The organism is Embleya sp. NPDC020886 (assembly GCF_044333915.1).
In the GTDB taxonomy this organism is placed as follows: domain Bacteria; phylum Actinomycetota; class Actinomycetes; order Streptomycetales; family Streptomycetaceae; genus Embleya.
In genome coordinates this window covers 340,486-358,611 of the sequence record NZ_JBIRRX010000007.1, presented here as the reverse complement: position 1 = coordinate 358,611, position 18,126 = coordinate 340,486, and the positions used below count along the sequence as shown (strand labels likewise).

Sequence of the window (18,126 nt, the reverse complement as noted above, 5' to 3'; positions counted from 1 at the left end):
ATCCGTCGCCGTGACCACGCCCGGGCCACTCGGTCGGTTCATCGCGAGGCCGATGAACCGACCGAGTGGCCCGGGCGTGGTCCGGGCGAGGTCCGGCGAGCACGGCGAGGAGACGACGGGTCATGGGCAATCGCCCCACCGACTGGAACGCGATCGGCCTGAGTACCGATCCCACCCCGGGCGACCCCGTTCGGCTGGACACGCTGATCACCTCGATGGAGAGCCTGGGGCGGGTCGCCCGCGAGATCGACGAGGCGTTGAACTCGGTCCTGGACAAGACCGGCAAGGGCGCCTTCGTCGGGCAGACCGCCGACGCGCTGCGGGACAAGATCAGCGGCCCGCTCCGCGAGTTCGTGACCAGCATCGCCGACGCGTTCGAGAACTCGGCCAAGGCGCTGCGCCCGTACGCGGACACGATGCGAGAGCAACAAAGGACCGCAGACGCGGCCTTGACCACCGGTCGGGACCTGGCCCCGGAGGACCCACAGCGCGCCGAGCACGGGAAGACCGCGCGCGCCGCGGGCACCATCCTGCGCACCCAGGCCGAGACCGCCGCGAAGGTGCTCAACAGCTCGGCGACCGGGATCAAGCAGCCGGTCTCGGGCTGCGACCTGTTCTGGGAGGCGTTCAACTGGCTGGCGATCATCCTGATCCTGCCCGCGCTGCTGTTGGGCGGCCCGTTGGCCCTGCTCGCGATCGGGATCAACCTGGTCCTGTTCGTCAAGACCGCGGTGGACGTCGCGAACGGCAAGGCCGGGCTGCTCGATCTGTTCCTGGCGGGCCTGGGGATGATCGCGCCGACCACCAAGGGCCTGAACCTGCTCAAGCTGTTCAAGGACGGCGCGAAGTTCATCTGGGACAAGGGCCTCAAGGGCTTCGTCCAGGGCGCGTGGGGTGCCCTCAAGGGTGCTTTCGGCGCGGGCGCGTTCCGTTCGTTCGCCTTCATCCCGGGCCTGAAGGACTTCGCCCGACTCGCGGGCGGCTGGGTCAAATCGGGCGCCCTGTGGGTGGGTGGGGCGGTGCTGAAGTTCCCGTCGTGGGCCGCCGGCGCGTTCACCAAGGGCGGCCTCGCGGTGGTCCAGGGCTTCAAGGCGATACCGGCCCTGTTCCGCGGCCTGCCCGGCATGATCAAGGGAGCCGCGGGCAGCACCTGGAAGTTCCTCAAGTCCGAACTCGGCGGCAGCAAGTGGCTGCGGTTGATCCTGCCGGTCGACGCGGCCGAGATCAGCCGGTTCGGCCTCAAGCGCGCGTTGCAGATCGGCTTCTACGAGCGCGGTGTGCTGGGCAAGTTCCGCTTCGCCTCGCCGCTGCTGAGCGCGGGTGGGCGCGGCCTGAGCCAGATCCCGACGCCGCCGCTGCACGGGGTGGGCGCGCTGCCCGAGATGCCGGTGGGCGACCTGGCCCGGATCCGGGCGGGTGACTGGTCCGGGTTCGGTGCCAACGAATTGCGGATGAACGCGCTCGACCTGCCGACGACGAACCTGACCGTCACCTCCCCCGGCGGTCTGCACGTCCCCGCCTCCCTGGGCGAGGTGATGCAGTTCGCCCCGGACGCGGTGCGCCGGATGGACGCGCTCGTGGACCTGGGCGCGCGGGACATGCGGATGGTGCAGATCGGCGACTGGGCCAAACTGCCGACGCCGGCGAACAGCGGTCGGCTGGAGCTCAACGCGGTCCACTCGGTCGGACAACTCTCCCCGACCACCGGCGCGGCCGGCGCGGTGCACGCGCTGCCCACCCCGTCCGCGCTCCCGAGCGTCACGCACACCCCGTCGCCGACCTCGCTGTCCGCGCTCGACCTGGTGCACAACGGCGGCACGCAGCGCCTGAACCTGCCGTCCGCACTCACCGGCAACCTCCCGGGCGGCGCCACCGGCATCGGGCACGTGGTCAACCCGAGCCTGAACCACGGACTGACCACGCCGGGTCTGCCCGCCGTCGGCGCGGCCGGCCACGCCCTGCCGGCGCCGAACCTGACCACGTCGGGCCTGACCAACCACGGGCTGACCAACCACGGCCTGGCCGGCCCGGGTCTGCCCGGCCACGGCGCCCCCGGCCCGCATGTGGAGTTCAGGCCGACCGAGTTCGGCTCGTCGGCGAACCCGTCCGCACCGAGCCCGACCGCGCTCGCGGGCGGCCCGCCGCCGACGGCGCCGGTCCCCGACCACGCCGGGAACGCGCTCAACCTGCTCGACCACGGCCCGAAGACGCCGCTGCGCTCGGGCTCACCGGCCGACGCGGGCGCGCTGCCGCCGGTCCCGCCGCCGCACGGCCCGGGCGGCGGCGCCGAGTTGCGCCCCGGCACGCCGAACGCGAACCAGGTGGCCGTCGCACCGCCCACGGCGCCCGGCAACGGCCTGACCGGCCCGTCCAACCGGCTCACCGGTGCCCAGTTGGAACAGCTCTGGCAGCGCGAGTCGGACCGGATCGGCGCCTTGTTCGGCAGGGCCGACCATCCGCAGTGGGCCGACCGGGTCGAGGCATGGCGCGACCTGACCTCGGCGCGGAACGAACTGGGCCGGGCCCAGCAGGTGTTGCACGACCTGAGAATCCGCCCCGACGGGCCGTCCACGCCATCCGTGTACGAGCGCAACGCCGGAATCGCGGTGGAGACGGCCTCGACGAAGGTGGAGACCGCGCTCACCCGGCTGGACTCGCTCGGCGTGGATCCGGCCCGGATCGACAAGGGCATGGCCGAACTCCGGGCGCAAAGCCTGCTGGAGCGCCCGCGACTGGTCGGCGGCAGCCACCACGACCTCGGCGGCGGCAGCGGCGGCGGCACGCTGCCGCCGACGTCGGCCGCCGGGAGTGTCGTGCCGCCGAACCCGAACATCGCCCCGCACGTCGGTCCCGGCGCGACCTTGCCCGAGGGTGCGGTCGTACACATACCGGTGAACGACGGCTACCGGACCACCGATCCCGCCACCGGCCGCTCCATCCGGTACGGCAACGACGGGCATGTCCTCGACGAGGGCCTCGCGCTGCACTCGCCGAACGAGCCCCGGTTCATCGTCGACGACGGCGCCGGCCGGCCGGTTTTGACCGACGTGCACGGGACCCCCGTCACCGGCGTCGAGGTCACGGTGGTGGGCGGCGGCTACCGGGTCACCGAGACCACCGGCGGCCACACCGTCCGCTACGGCACCAACGGGGCCGTCGTCGACCGGGGCATCGCCCTTCGCAGTACCCTCGCACCCCACGTCGTGGTGCACAGCGACGCACGACCTCCGGTGCTTACCAACGCCCACGGCGAGCCGATCACCGACCACACCTTCGCCTCGTTCGACGGCGGCTACCGGGTCACCGATCCCGCCACGGGCAGTTCCGTCCGCTACGGCACGGACGGCCGGGTCGCCGACCGCGGCATCGTCCTGCACGGCACCGACAACGCGCACTTCGTCGTCCGGGGCGAACACGGCCCCGTACTGACCGACGTGCACGGCACCAGGATCACCGACGTCGACGTCACCTCCACCACCAACGGCGGCCACCGCATCACCGAACCGAACAGCGGACAAACCACCCGCTACCGGGCCGACGGCTCCGTCGCCGAACACGGCATCGCCCTCGAAGGACTCGGCGACACCCGGATCGTGGTCCCGCGCGAAGGACGCAACCCGGTGCTGACGGACACCCACGGCAAGCCCGTCAGCGGCACCGCGGTCACCACCCTCGACAACGGTTTCCGAGTCACCGACACCACCACCGGCCGCTCCATCCGGTACGGCGGCGACGGAACCATCCTCGAACACGGCATCGCCCTCCAGGGCACCGACAACGCGCACTTCGTCGTCCGGGGCGAACACGGCCCCGTACTGACCGACGTGCACGGCACCAGGATCACCGACGTCGACGTCACCTCCACCACCAACGGCGGCCACCGCATCACCGAACCGAACAGCGGACAAACCACCCGCTACCGGGCCGACGGCTCCGTCGCCGAACACGGCATCGCCCTCACCGGTTCCGGCGACACGCACTTCGTGGTCTTCCGCGACGGCCGCCCCCCGGTCCTCACCGACGTACACGGCAAGCCGACCACCACCCACGACCTGGCCGATCTCACCGGCGGCTACCGCGTCACCGACCCGGCCACCGGCCACTCCGTCCGCTACGACGGCAACGGCGTCGCGGTCGAGCGGGGGTTGGCCCTGACCGAGGTCGGCGAGCCGCACTTCATCGTGAACAGCGGAACCGGCCACGTGCTCACCAACGCGCAGGGTGCCCACGTCCCCAATGTCGAGGTCAACCCGCTCACCGGCGGCGGCTATCGGGTCACCGAAACGGGCGGCACCCACAGCACCCGCTACACCGCGGACGGGTGGGTCGCCGAACACGGCATCGTCCTGGGCGGCACCGGCGAACCCCGCTTCCTGGTCGGCAGCGGCGACCACCGCCACCTCACCGACACGCTCGGCGCGCCGATACCCCACCACACCGCCACGGTCACCGACCAGGGCTTCCGGGTGATCAACACGCGCACGAGCGAGTCCACCCTGCACAGTGCCAACGGCGCGGTGGTCGAACACGGCATCGCCGTCGGCGGCCCCGGCGAAGCCCGCTTCGTGGTCGGCGAGGGCGCCGGCCGGGTCCTCACCGACGCAAACGGCGCCAGGGTCACCGACCGCGCCATCACCGTCGTCGACAACGGCTACCGCGTCACCGACCCGGCCACCGGCCACTCGTTCCGCTACGACACCGCCAACAACACCTTCGAACACGGCACCAAGCTGGGCCGCGCCGGCCAAGGCCCGTTCGCGGTCGGCGACACCCTCACCGACCTGCACGGCAACCCGCTCCCCGCAGAGCAACGGCTCACCCGGCTCACGGACGCCGACGGCACCCACACCGGCTACCGGGTGGACGTCGTACACCCGAACACCCCGCGACACGGCGAGTTCCACGAGTTCGGCACGAACGGCACGGTCAGCCGCGAGGGCTTCAACGTGCTCGACGACGGTCGGATGACCAAGCACCAGTACGTCGTCGACCACAGCACTCCGACGCCGACCTGGCGCCAGGAGTTCCACCCCGACTCCCCCGGCGACCCCTTCACCCGCAACGAGTTCCAGCGCGGCACCGTGGACACGAGCGGCGCGGCCAACGGCGGGCTGCGGCTGAAGTCGAGTTCGCCCGACCAGGTGACGATCTTCGAGCGCCGGATGTTGCCCGGCGGGAGCACGCTCGACGCGTTCCGGCGCACCGACCTCAGCGGCTTCGGCACCTTCAGCCATCGCACCAAATGGATCGAGTGGGGTGCCGACGGCACCCCACTCGGTCAGGGCTCGCGCAAGTTCGACACGTCGGGCTTCGGCTACACCGACGTCAACGAGCACTTCGTCGTGGTGCGCGAATTCCGGGACACCCTCCAGAAGTTCGACGGCCGGGCCGGACACACCCTCGGTGTCAAGGGCACCGACGGCTGGACCTGGCACCGCTACGACGGCGCCGGCAACGAGTTGGCCAACGGTCCGCGCACCTCGCACTGGGACGGCGGCTGGAGCGACCGGCACGGGCCGGGAGCCGGCACCCAAGCCGGGGAGCTGGTCCAGAAGCAGTGGGGTCCGATGCACCGGACCGACCACGCCCGGCACTACCTCGAACACCCGCTGGACGGCGCCGGCATCCGCAAGGCGTCCTGGGACGAACTGTCGCCGCAGGGCAAGGAGACCGGCAAGCACGAGGTCAAGGCGGACGGTTCGACGTTCACCACGAACCGGATCTCCGAGCAGCGCCCGCCGAACTGGGCCCGCAAGTGGCTGAGCGACCACCGCACCGAACCGACGGGCAATCACGCCTTCCTCGCCTCGGACACCCGCTATCAGGTGTTCACCTGGGAGAAATCGGCCCCCGACGCGACCGGAAACCTGGTCCCGCACAGCAACGGCGTGCGCTTCGTCGGCGACGACGGCAGTTCCTTCGACACCCTGGCCGACGGCACCTTCGCCCGCTCGCAGACCAAGTTGGCCGACGGAACGACGCTCAAGGCCGGCGATTCGGTGACACCGCACGCGAACGCCCCCGCCGGGACCACCCCGTGGAACCGGGACGGCGTCACCGGCTACCGCCTGGACACCCCGGGCGGGCCCGACGGGCGCAACTGGCAGGACCTCCGGCCGGTGACGAACGCGGACGGCGCCATCACCCACTGGGAGATGGTTCGCGAGGGCTTCGAGAACGGCAACGTCCGCCACTACGCCACGCCGGAGCAGCCCGTCCACGGAGCCCCCGGCGCGGCCGCCCCCCAGACTCCGGTCGCCCCCAACCCGCGCAGCAACTGGGTCGAGTACGACGCCCACGGTTACGTGGCCGGCCGCCGGGACACCTGGACGCTCGCCGCGGGCAACGAGATCACCATCGTCGCGCACGGCTCGTCGACGGCGAAGACCTGGACATGGCAACGGCTCGACGACGCCGGTCGGGTACAGGAGTCCGGCAAGCGGGTGTTGTTCCGCAGCTCGGACGACCCCAAGCTGCCCTTCGACGACTCGTTCCGGGACTTCGACGCGGGAAACAACCTGGTCCGCGAGCGGCGCATGCTCGACAGCGGCCGCTATGTCGACGCGTGGCAGGCACCGGGTGCCGACGCCTGGAGGTGGCAGAAGTTCGACCGGGCGGGCAATCCCCTCCCGCCGGCGACCGCGGGCACCCACGAACGGGTGTGGTGGAACCCGAAGGCGGCCGAGGGTGCCGGTGCGTGGCAGGCGACCCCGCTCGACGGCAAGAACCTGCTCTTCCGCGACCGGCTCGTGCCCACCACCCCGGGCGAGACGTTGGTGATCCGCGAGACGCCGCCGCACATCACCGACGCGCCGGCCCGGGTGCGCGAGTACGGACCGGGCGGGGCCACCTCGCCGAACACCGCCACCTGGACGGAGTTCGACCACGGCACCGCCGTGCGCACCCGAACGGCCACCGCCGACGGGCACTTCCTGGAACGGGACGCGTGGCGCGGCCAATGGCGGCGCTACGACGGGGAGGGCCACCTCCTGGCCCGGCGTACCGACGGCGGCGCGGTGATCACCACCGACTCGCTGAACCGGTGGCGGGTGGTCGGCAGCGAGTACGACTTCCGCGGCCAGGTGACCGAGGTGCGCGGCTGGGTGCGGCGCATCCGCGAGGGTCAGCGCATGCCGTGGACGGGCCACCTGACCGGCATCGACGCGACGCAGTTCCGCACCGCGCTGACCGGCATCCCGGGCATCCCGACGACCGGCTCGATCCACCTGGCCGAGGCCGCCTACCAGGGCGGTGGGACAGTGCTGGGCAAGAAGCTCGCGGTGGAGTTCGCCCAGGAGTTCGCCATCGAGTTCACCGCGAACATCATCGTCGCCGACATCAACGCCAGGGCCCAGGGCAAGAGCCTGTCCGAGACCGACTGGCAGAAGGCGGCGCTGAACGCGGCCGTCGGCGGCGTGGTCAAGGGCGGCGTGGGCGCCTTCGTGCACGAGAACAAGTGGGACGGCTTCCGCAAGCTCGGCGACCTCAAGAGCGGCTACGGCAACATCGACGGCGGCAAGCACTGGAACCGCCGGCCGGGCAACCACGACAAGACGTGGGCCAACGAGTGGGCGGGCAACGAGACCGCGTTGCGCTGGCGCAGCGGCATCTACGACTTCAACTACAACGCCGGCGTCGGCCTGCTGGCCGGGTTGGTCAACGGCAGCATCAACGCGAGCGTGTTCGGCATCAAGGGCGCCGACGGCCTCACCCACAAGCTCTCCGGCTGGGAGGCGTTCGGCGACGGCGCGATCGCCTCGTTGTCCGGCGTGGTCAGCACCGGCAGCGTCTCGCTCGCCCGGATCGGTTTCCTCAACGCGGCCGGCGGTCGGTTCTTCCACCGCGCGGGCGTCAGCGAGTTCCTGCTCAACATCGGTTTCAAGATCGGCGAGAAGATGTTCAACGGGTGGCTGCTGCCCCAGGTGCGCGCGGGAATGAACCCGGATTGGTACCAGCAGAAGGATGCGTAGCGCACAGATGTCGAGCGTCGAACATCACACGGGCGGCTCCACCGCGCCGGACGTCCGGGTGGCCGCCAAGGGCCGGGGCACGCATCGCCGGATCGCGGACGCGGTCCGCGCCGCCGGCCCCGGCGCGACCGTGCTGATCGCGGCGGGCCACTACACCGAATCGCTGGTGCTGGCCCGGTCGGTGACGCTGTGTCCCGAGCCCGGCGGCGGCGAGGTGGTGTTGACCGCGAGTGCCGACGGCCCGGCGGTCACCGTCGAGGCGGCGGACTGCGTGGTGCGCGGACTGGGTCTGCGCGGGGCGGGTACCGAGGCGCCGGCGGTGAGCGTGGGGCCGGGCGCGGGCCTGATCCTGGCCGACTGCGTGGTCACCGGCGGTCGGATCGAGGTGCGCGGCGGGCCCGATCGGGACGCGGAGGACGGCGGCGATCCGGACCTGGACGCGCCGCCGACGGCCGGCGGCACCACCTCGGCGCTGCTGCTCACCGGCACACGGATCACCGGCACCCGGCTCGCGGGTCTGCATGTGTCCGGGGACGCGCGGGCCCGGGTCGAGGACGTCGAGGTGAGCGCCGTCGAGGGCACCGGGATCGTGGTGTCGGGCAGCGCGCGGGTGGGCATCGCCCGACTGCGCCTGGACGCCACCTCCGGCTCGGGGATCCGGCTGCGCGGGCGGGCGATGTTGCGGCTGACCGATTCGGTGCTGGGCGGTTGCGGGCGGGTCGGGCTGCTGCTGGAGGACGCCTCCTCGGCGGTGGCCGGTGAGAGTCGGGTCAGTGCGCCGGGCGCGGCCGGCATCCGGCTCGGCGGCAGTGCCCGGGCCGAGTTGACCGACTGCCGGATCCTGGACGCCGCCGCGGCCGGCATCGTGCTCGACGGCACCGCGCGGGTGGTCGCGCACGGTTGCGCGGTGCGCCGCTCGGCGACCAACGGTGTGTTGCTCACCGAGGGCGCGGGCGCGGACCTGACCGACTGTCGCATCCTCGACTCCGGTTTCGGTGCGGTCCACGCCGCCGGCACCGCCGTGCTCAAGTTGGCCGACTGCCGCGTCCAGGGCACCCCCGAACACGGCGTGCACACCGCGGACACCGCTCGGGCCGAGCTGACCGACTGTACGGTCTCGGCCGCGGCGATGACCGGGATCGCGGTCACCGGCCGGTCCTCCGCGGCGCTCTCCGGCTGCCTGGTCGCGGACACCGCGACCGGGATCGGGATCGGTTCGCCGACCGGATCGAAGGTGTCCGGGTGCACGGTGCGCGCGGCCGGGCGCACCGGGATCGAGGTCACCGGCGAGGGCGTCGCCGAGTTGGCCGGCAACCGGGTCACCGGCGCGGGGGCCGCGGGCATCGTGTTCGACGCGGGTTCGCGGGCCGACTTGGCCGGTGGCTCGATCGAGGACTGCACCGGCTCGGGCCTGGTGGTGTGGACCGGCGCCCGGCCGAATGTGCACGGCCTGCGGATCGAACGGCCGGGCAAGAACGGCGTGTACGTCGCCGAGCAGGCCGGCGGCACCTACACCGGCTGCGATGTGATCGGCGCCGGTTACGCCGCGCTGCACGTGGGCGGCGGCGCGGATCCGCTGTTCCGCCGCTGCCGGGTGCGCGAGTGCACCGAGGAGCTGAGCACCGAGCCGGAGGCCGCGCCGGTGTTCGACGACTGCGACCCGGCGCTCGGCGGGGTCGCCGCCGCGCGGCCCGCGACCGCCGGCACCGCGGGCGCCGCGCCGAGTGTCGGCGCCGGTGTGCCCGCCCCGGAACTGCCCGACGTGGTCGAGGAGAGCCTGCCCGACCTGCTCGCCGAGTTGGGCGAACTGGTCGGCCTGGACGGCGTCAAGCGCGATGTCGCGTCGATGGCCAAGCTGATGCAGACGGTCCGGCTCCGGGTCGAGGCCGGGTTGCCCGCGCCGCCGCTGAGCCGGCATCTGGTCTTCGCGGGCAACCCGGGGACCGGCAAGACCACGGTGGCCCGGCTGTACGGCCGGCTGCTCAAGGCGCTCGGCCTGCTCGGCCACGGCCACCTGGTCGAGGTCGACCGCAGCGCGCTGGTCGGCGAGTACGTCGGCCACACCGGGCCCAAGACCGCCGCCGCGTTCAACCGGGCGATCGGCGGCGTGTTGTTCATCGACGAGGCGTATTCGCTCTCCCCGCTCGCCGGCGGCAACGACTTCGGCTCCGAGGCGATCGCCACGTTGGTGAAGCTGATGGAGGATCACCGCGACGACGTCGTGGTGATCGCCGCGGGCTATCCCGACGACATGGACCGATTCGTGTCCTCCAACCCGGGCCTGGCCTCCCGGTTCACCCGGACCCTGTTGTTCGAGGACTACGACGCCGAGCAGCTCGTGGCCATCGTCGAGCACCAGGCGGAGCGGCACCGCTACGAACTGAGCCCCGCCGCACGCGCCGAACTGCTCGCCCTGTTCGCCGGAATGACCCGCGGCGGCGGCTTCGGCAACGGGCGCTCGGCCCGGCAGGCGTTCCAGGAGATGACGGAACGTCAGGCCAGCCGGGTCGCCGAACTCGACAACCCCGACGCGGCGCAACTGATCGCCCTGGAGGTCGCGGATCTGCCCGCGTCCCTCGCGGGCGCCACCGCGTGAGCACCGTCCCCCCAACACCTGGAGACCTCTTGTCCGCCAACAACCGCCCACGCAACGGTGGTTCGTCCGACGACCAGAACGGCTTCGCGGCCACCTTCGCCCGCCGGCCCGGCACCGGTGCCCGCGGCCCGGTGCCCGGCGCCCGGGTCTGGGGCACGATCGGCGGCGCCGCGGCGCTGACCACCGGCGTCATCGTGCTGGTGCCGCTACTGGCCGCCCCGAGCGCGGCCTCGCACCCGCGCCGCGATCTCGCGCACGTCGCGGCGAACGCCGCGCTGCCCGGCACGCCCGCCGGTTGGGGCACCCCGGGCAGCGCCGAACCGGCGCCCGTCGAGGGAGTCCCGGTCGGCCCGGACGGCACACCCGTCCCGCAGGGCCCGCCCGGCGGCGCCCCGGTCGGCTACCCACCGGCCGGTGGTTCGGGCACCGGCACCGGTGGTTCGGTGCAGTACAACAACGGCTCCGGCGGCGGCGCCGCAGGTGGGGGTGGCGGCGCGGTCGGCGGGGGCGCCGGCGGCGGCGCGATCGGCGGCGGCACACCCGGCGGCACCGGCACCCCCGGCGGCGGATCCGTCCCGGGCAATCCGACGACCGGCGGCGCAAGCGGCGGTACCACCGGCAGCACGCCCGGCCGGCCGCCCGTCGCGCCGCCGACCTCCCCCGCCAAGCCGCCGGTCGCGCCGGCCCAGGGCCCGCAGCAGGTCTACAACGGCTACGCCGGCCTGGGTTGCGCGAACTCGGGCGCCGGGTTCCGGGTGCAGGGCCAGTACAGCGACGGCAAGGAGGGTTGGTACAAGGTCGGCAGCGGCGGTCTGGGCACGGCGGGGTGCGGGGACGACTTCTGGGCGATCCCGATGTCCGGCTCCAAGACCAAGGACGACTCCACCGTCGCCGCCGTGTGGACCTGGAACGCCGGTGCCAAGGCCAAGAGTTGCTCGGTGCAGGTGTACGTGCCCGGCGGCTCGACCTGGCGGGACGCGGCCGGCAAGCCCGCGTTCTACCAGGTGCTGGACACCGACAGCAGCTCCGCGCCGGTGCGTTCCACCTTCACCGTCGACCAGACCTCGCACCGCGGGGCCTGGATCCAGGGCGTGAGCCTGCCGGTCAAGGACGGCAAGGTCGTGCTGCGGATGGTCAACCGGGGCGAGGACTGGGTCGGCCCGGACAAGACCTACGCGCACCTGGCGGCGGGCCAGGCGCGAGTGCTCTGCTACGACCGCTGATTCGAGCACGATCCGCGCCGGCCGGGTCGTTCGCGACCCGGCCGGTCGCACGTGGTGGGCAGTCGCGCGGTGGGCGGTTTGCTCAGCGCGGGTACATCTTGACGACCTTGCCGTCCAGGTCGGCCCGCAGATAGCCGGACCCGTAGTCGTCGCTCACGTAGATCTTCAGCGCGGGCACCCGGTCGCTCAGCCCGAGGTCCACGATCATGTAGCGGGTCTTGGGCGTGCTGATGCCCAGTTCCTTGTCGGCCTTGGCGATCAGGGCCGGGAGCGCGTCCCAGTTGACCTTCGCGAGGTCGAAGGTCCTGTCGTCGCGGTCGGTGCTCCCGAATCCCTTGTCCTTCGTGGTGGCGCCGTCGCGGTAGGTGAAGCGGTCGTACAGGCGGGCGTCGCCGGCCACCGGCGCGTCCACCGAGGCGAACTTGTCGTGGACGGTGAACTTCTTGACCTTGGTGCCCCCGATGGTCGGGGTCATCGCGGTGATCACTTCGCGGACGGCGGCCGGGGTGAGCAGGTTCGCCGTTTCCGTCGGGGGCTTGGTGGTACGCGAAGCCGACGGCCGGGTCGGGGTCGAATCCACGTCCTCGTCGACCGGGATCCCCGGCCGGTCCGCCGACCTGGTCGGGCTCGGGCTGCTCGTGCCCGGCTTGCCGGCGCCGGCCGACGTGTGGTCCGCATCCGAGCCCGAGTCGCGGAACTGGGACACCAGGATCACCGCGACCAACGTGCCGACCAGGGCGGTGCCGACCGCCGAGCCGGCGATGATCCGGGTGCGGCGCGCCCGGGCCAGGTCCGGTGACGGGGGTTCGGCCGGGGTGAACGGGGTGCCGTAGTGCGAGGAGTGCGGGGCGGACGGTGGTGGCGGGGTCGAGGACGCCTGCCCCGCACCGGAGTTCGTCTGCGGGCCGACCCGGTCCGCGCCCGACCAGGCCGGGCCGTCCTCGGCCCGTCCGGCCGCCGTCGATCCGGCCGCCGTCCATCCACCCGTCGCCGGTCCGCCCGCCGCCGCGCGACCGCCGCCGAGGTCGGCCGGCTGCCAGGCGAGGGCGTCCGCGACCGGCAGCGCCGACGTGGTGTGCTGCGAGGTGGGCCGCCCGGTCGGCGCACCGGCCGCTTCGGCCAACAGCCGGTCCAGTTGCGCCGCGTCCGGGCGGGCCGCGGGGTCACGGACCAGCAACGCGTCCAGGACCGGGGCCAGCGCGCCGGCGCGGCTCGCCGGCGGCACCGTCTCGGTCAGCACCGCGGCGAGCGTGGCCAGGCTGGTCGCCCGGCGCAGCGGATGTTGCCCCTCCACCGCGACGTACAACATCATCCCGAGCGACCACAGGTCGGACGCGGTGTTGTCCTCCTCGCCGCGGATGCGCTCGGGTGCGATGTACTCGGGCGAGCCGATGAGGTCGCCGGTGGCGGTCAGACTGGTCGATTCGCGCAGCGCGGCGATGCCGAAGTCGGTCAACACCGGGCTGCCGTCGCCGCGCAGCAGCACGTTGCCGGGCTTGACGTCGCGGTGGTGGATCCCGGCGGCGTGCGCGGCGTCGAGCGCGGACAACACGCCCCGCCCGATCGCGGCGGCCTCGGCGGGGGCGATCGGGCCGTGGATCAGCCGGTCGTGCAGCGAGCCTCCGGGCACCAGTTCCATCACCAGCCACGGGTGCGGAACCTCGGCGGCGTCCACGATGTGATGGATCGTCACCACGTTGGGGTGATTCAGCCGGGCCAACGACCTGGCCTCGCGCAGCACCCGCTCGCGCAACATCCGCGCGGCGGTCGGGTCGTCCTCCAACAGCGCCGGATCGGGCGGCCGGACCTCCTTGAGCGCCACCTCGCGTTCCAGCGCCAGATCGCGAGCCCGCCAGACCAGGCCCATGCCGCCACCACCGAGCCGCTCCAGCAACTCGAAGCGGCCGTCGACAACGCGTCTGCCAGGTATACCCGGGGTCATGCGGCACACCCTATAAATCCGGACTCCCATCGCCGCAATCGGCGGCCGGATCGTGGGCAGATCCCTCGCCGGGAACCGGACGGCGGCCGAGACTCGTCGCAACCGGGGAAGCACGGAGCGCTCCCGACGCACGGCGCACGGTTCGAAGCCCCGGCCCACCGGCCGGGCCGGTCGCGGTTCGGTCCGGCGTTCGGTCCGGCGACCGTCGTGCGTCGTCTCGTCCAGTCCTGTCGGCCACAGCCGGAAGGCGTCATGGCACTCGACCGCACCGTCGGCCCACCCGCCGCGTCCCCCGTAGTCGGCCCGACCGGCGCGTACCGCCGGTGGTTGTTGCTCGTGGTCATGCTCGCCCAGGTGTGCGTGGTCCTGGCCGCGTCGCTGCCGGACGCGGTCCCGGTGCCGCCCGCCGCCGAGCCGCGGATCGATCCGGACGACGTCCTCTGGGCGGCTCGCGCCCACCTGCTCGCGCTCGGCGCGCTGTTGCTGCCGGCCGGCCGGCTCGCCGATCACGTCGGGCCGCGCCGGATGTTCACCGTCGGGCTGATCGGCCTGGCCGGCGCCTCGCTTGTGGTCGGCACCGTCGGCGGCCGGGGCCCGCTGTTCGCCGGTCGGGCCCTCCAGGGCGGCTTCGGCGCACTCGTGCTCACCGCCGGCCCGGCCCTGCTCCTGGCGGCCCGCCCGGAGCGCGCCGAACGCGACCGGGCACTGGGCCTGTACGCCGGTGTCACCGCTGCGGGCGGCGGCCTGGCCGTGCTCGTGACCGGCGCGCTGGGGGACGACAACCGGCGGGCGCTGCCGGTCGCCCAGGCGGTCCTGCTCGGCGTGCTCGCCCTCGCGGTGGTGCGGCTGTTCGCCCGGCACCCCGAGCCGGCCCGCGCCCGGATCCCGGGCTTCGACCTGCCGGGCGCGCTCACCGCGACGGCGGGCGTGGGCTGTGTGTTGTACGGCTGCCTGCGGATCGAGTCGCCCGGCGGGTCCGGCACGACATGGCTCGTCCCGGCCGTCGGCGGTGTACTGCTGGTCGTGTTCGCCCGGCGGCAGGCGCTCGCGGGCACCGCGTTGTTGCCGCCGCGGATACCGCTGAATCGCGATCGCGGCGCGGCGTTGCTCGGTCTCGCGGTGGGCGGCACCGCCGCCTTGGGGACGGTGCGCTTCGTGGCGGTGTACCTGCACAGCGGTGGCCCGGGGCTCACCGCGGCCCAGGTGGGACCGCGATTGTTGCCGCTGGTGCTGCCGTTGCTGCTCACCGCGCCGCTCGCGGCCGGCCCGCTGCTTCGCCGCTTCGGCGCCAAGACGCTGGTGCCGCTCGCCTTGGGCCTGTGCTGCGTCGGCTTCGTGCCGCTGTACGGGCTGGACCAGGACAGCGCGTACCCGACGAACGTGGTTCCGGCGCTGCTCCTGATCGGGTTCGGCGCCGGGTTGGCGGTCGGGCCGTGTCTGAGCGTGGCCGTGGACGGCGTCCGGGCGGTGGGCGCCGGGATGGGGGCGGCGATCGGGGCGTGCGTACCGGGTGCCGTGATCGGGGTGTCCGTGCCGGCCCGGGCAACGGTGGACGCGTTCCGGCTGACCGGCGCCCGCGACTGGGGGGCGAATCCGATGAAGCCGTCGACGGCGGTGGTCGGCGCGCGGCTCGCACCGGTGTACGAGTGGAGCGGGGTGCTGCTCGCCCTCGCCGCGGTGGCGACCGCCGTGCTCTTCTCGCCGCGCTCGCGCGCGGTCGCCCCGGCGAACGACGCGTAGCGTCCATCGCTCGGCACGGCACCTTTCCCCACCGACGTGCCGAGCGGCTCCCGCAAGCATCGAAACGCTTGCGTTTCGATTGATCGAGCCCTACGGTTATCGAAACGCCATCGTTTCGCTGACCGGGGTACGCGCGCATGCACATCGATTCGGCCGGAACCACCGACTCCGCCACCACCAACCGGCGTTCCCGGCTGACCGCCGAGCGCGAGACCGAGATCTACGTGGCCACGGTCGACCTGCTCCGCGAGACGGGCTATGCCGCCCTGACCATGGAGGCCATCGCCGCGCGGGCCAAGGCCAGCAAGGCGACCCTGTACCGCCAGTGGCAGAGCAAGCCGCGCCTGGTCGCGGCGGCGCTGCGGCACAACAAACGAATCTCCCTGGCCGGTCTGGACACCGGTTCGCTGCACGAGGACCTGTACGAGACCGCGCGCCGGATCGCGTACGGCGCCGCGCCCAACACCGCGCTGCTCGCGAGTGTCGCGCACGCCATCCTGAACGACCCCGAACTGGGCCTGGCCGTACGGGAAACCATCGTCGAGCCCGAGTCCGCGGTGCTCGACCAGGTGCTCGCCCGGGCCGTCGCGCGCGGCGAACTCGACCCGGACAACCCTGCGTCGGGCCTGCTGGCCCACCTGCTCATCGGCGCGGTGACCGGCCGACCGCTGGTCGAGGGCTGCGTCGCCGACGAGGAATACCTGCACCGCTACATCGACGCCGTCGTGCTCCCGGCGCTGCGCCGGCCCTGACCCGCCGGCCGCCCCGACGCGCGTCTCCTCCCACCGACAGGAGCAGCATCGCCATGTCGCAAAGCACCGCCGCCTCCGCCGTCGCATCGCCGACCCCGACCGGACCCGCCGCCCTGCCCCGCCGCTGGTTGATCCTCGCGGTGATCGCCCTCGCACAGGTCACCGTGGTCCTGGACGCCACGATCGTCAACATCGCACTGCCGTCCGCCCAGCAGGACCTGGGCTTCTCCGACGGCAACCGCCAATGGGTGGTCACCGCCTACGCCCTCGCCTTCGGCAGCCTGCTTCTGCTCGGCGGCCGGATCGCCGACCTGTTCGGTCGCCGAAACGCCTTCCTGATCGGCCTGTTCGGCTTCGCCCTGGCCTCCGCCGCCGGTGGCGCCGCGCCCAACTTCGAGGTCCTGGTCGCCGCCCGCGCGCTCCAGGGCGTGTTCGGCGCCCTCCTCGCACCCGCCGCGCTGTCCCTGCTCACCACCACCTTCACCGACCCGGGCGAACGCGCCAAGGCGTTCGGCGTGTTCGGCGCCGTGGCCGGTGCGGGTGGTGGCGTGGGACTACTGCTGGGCGGCCTGCTGACCCAGCACCTGGACTGGCGCTGGTGCCTGTACGTCAACCTGATCCTGGCCGGTGCCGCGATCGTCGGCGGCTTCCTCCTGCTCGGCAGGCACGAACCCGCCGCCGACCGCCCCCGCCTGGACCTGCCCGGCACGTTGGCCGTCTCGGCCGGGTTGTTCGCGCTCGTCTACGGCTTCTCCCGCGCGGAAAGCGACGGCTGGAGCGATCCGATCACCTACGGCTGCCTGATCGCCGCCGCCGCGTTGTTGGCCGTCTTCGTCCGGATCCAGGGCTCCGTCGCCAATCCGCTCCTGCCGCTTCGCGTGGTCGTCGACCGCGACCGGGGTGCCGCACTGCTGGGCATGCTGATCTCCGGCGCCGGGATGTTCGGCATGTTCCTCTTCCTGACCTTCTACATGCAGCAGACCCTGCACTACAGCCCGGTGCGGACCGGACTGTCGTTCCTGCCCATGGTGTTCGGCATCATGATCACCGCGACCAGCGCGACCGTGATACTGCTCCCCCGATTCGGCCCCAAGCCGATCGTGCCGACCGGAATGGGCCTGGCCGCCCTGGGACTTCTCTACCTGACCCGCCTGGACCTGGACAGCGGCTACGCGGGCGACCTGATGCCCGGCCTGATCGCCTTCGGCGCCGGTGTGGGACTGGTGATCGCACCGTGCATGAGCGCGGCCACCTTCGGCGTGCGCGCGGAGGACGCCGGGGTCGCCTCCGCCGCCGTCAACACCGTCCAGCAGGTGGGTGGTTCGGTGGGCATCGCGCTGCTGAGCACGCTGGCCGCCACGGCCGGATCCGACTACCTCGACGGCCGGCAGCCCAGCCCGGAAGCCTTCGCCCACGCCGCCCTGGAGAGCTACGCGACCGCCTATCGCTGGTCCGCCGCGTTCTTCGCGATCGGCCTGCTCGTCACCGCCGTCCTCTTCCGGCCCGGCGCGCCGGCCCCCGCCTCGAAGACGGCCCCCGCCGTGCACATGTGATCCCACCCGGCGGGCCGTCGGGACGCGGCGGCCCACCGGGTGCAGTACTCCACGTGGATCTCCCGGGCGCCGGGCGCCAGGCGCCGGGATTTTGTCCAACCCGTGGAACTCGGTGCAAAAATGCCCATGGTTGGGGTGCCCGGGCACGAACCCGGGCCCCTCGCGGGCCACATCGAGGAACCGCCCGGCGGTTTCCCGGAACACCTTTGCGGTCCCGGTCATGAACAACGTGTCCGCGTGCACGTGTTGCCGAAACAGGTCACGGTTCTCCCGGTAGTGCCGCGCCCGATGGTCGATGTCGGGCCCCTCGCCCGGGCCGACTCCCGCCGGTTCCACGGTCTGCGGCCGGC

General features: G+C 72.9%; 7 protein-coding genes. 6 read left to right on the top strand and 1 reads right to left on the bottom strand.

All coding sequences use genetic code 11. From position 1 onward, the window contains the following. Window positions 1-122 precede the first annotated feature (122 nt). Genes ACH4U8_RS25650 through ACH4U8_RS25640 form a run of 3 tightly spaced genes read left to right on the top strand, consistent with a single transcriptional unit; the run spans window position 123 to window position 11,789 of the window. Window positions 123-7,970, top strand: coding sequence for a hypothetical protein (locus ACH4U8_RS25650; RefSeq protein WP_395780432.1), 7,848 nt, complete (start codon window positions 123-125; stop codon window positions 7,968-7,970). Beyond that, window positions 7,963-10,566 carry a right-handed parallel beta-helix repeat-containing protein gene (locus ACH4U8_RS25645; RefSeq protein WP_395780430.1) on the top strand — a complete coding sequence of 868 codons (2,604 nt, stop codon included), beginning with the start codon at window positions 7,963-7,965 and terminating at the stop codon, window positions 10,564-10,566. The genes ACH4U8_RS25650 and ACH4U8_RS25645 overlap by 8 nt, the downstream gene beginning before the upstream one ends. Window positions 10,567-10,595: 29 nt before the next feature. Beyond that, window positions 10,596-11,789: a hypothetical protein gene (locus ACH4U8_RS25640; RefSeq protein WP_395780428.1), complete on the top strand. Its 1,194-nt coding sequence runs from the start codon at window positions 10,596-10,598 to the stop codon at window positions 11,787-11,789. A gap of 82 nt (window positions 11,790-11,871) precedes the next feature. Here ACH4U8_RS25640 and ACH4U8_RS25635 read toward each other — a convergent pair whose 3' ends face one another. Beyond that, window positions 11,872-13,731, bottom strand: a complete 1,860-nt coding sequence (locus tag ACH4U8_RS25635) for a protein kinase (RefSeq protein WP_395780426.1) — start codon at window positions 13,729-13,731, stop codon at window positions 11,872-11,874. A gap of 252 nt (window positions 13,732-13,983) precedes the next feature. On the opposite strand from ACH4U8_RS25635, the gene ACH4U8_RS25630 reads away from it, so the two are divergent. The 3 genes from ACH4U8_RS25630 to ACH4U8_RS25620 all read left to right on the top strand — a co-directional run bounded on the left by ACH4U8_RS25630 (window position 13,984) and on the right by ACH4U8_RS25620 (window position 17,776). Further along, on the top strand, window positions 13,984-15,471 hold the full coding sequence (locus ACH4U8_RS25630) for an MFS transporter (RefSeq protein ID WP_395780424.1): 1,488 nt from the start codon (window positions 13,984-13,986) through the stop codon (window positions 15,469-15,471). Window positions 15,472-15,608: 137 nt separating this feature from the next. Beyond that, complete coding sequence (locus ACH4U8_RS25625; RefSeq protein ID WP_395780422.1) at window positions 15,609-16,223, top strand: TetR/AcrR family transcriptional regulator; 615 nt, start codon at window positions 15,609-15,611, stop codon at window positions 16,221-16,223. A gap of 53 nt (window positions 16,224-16,276) precedes the next feature. Further along, complete coding sequence (locus ACH4U8_RS25620) at window positions 16,277-17,776, top strand: MFS transporter (RefSeq protein ID WP_379988488.1); 1,500 nt, start codon at window positions 16,277-16,279, stop codon at window positions 17,774-17,776. Window positions 17,777-18,126: the final 350 nt, after the last annotated feature.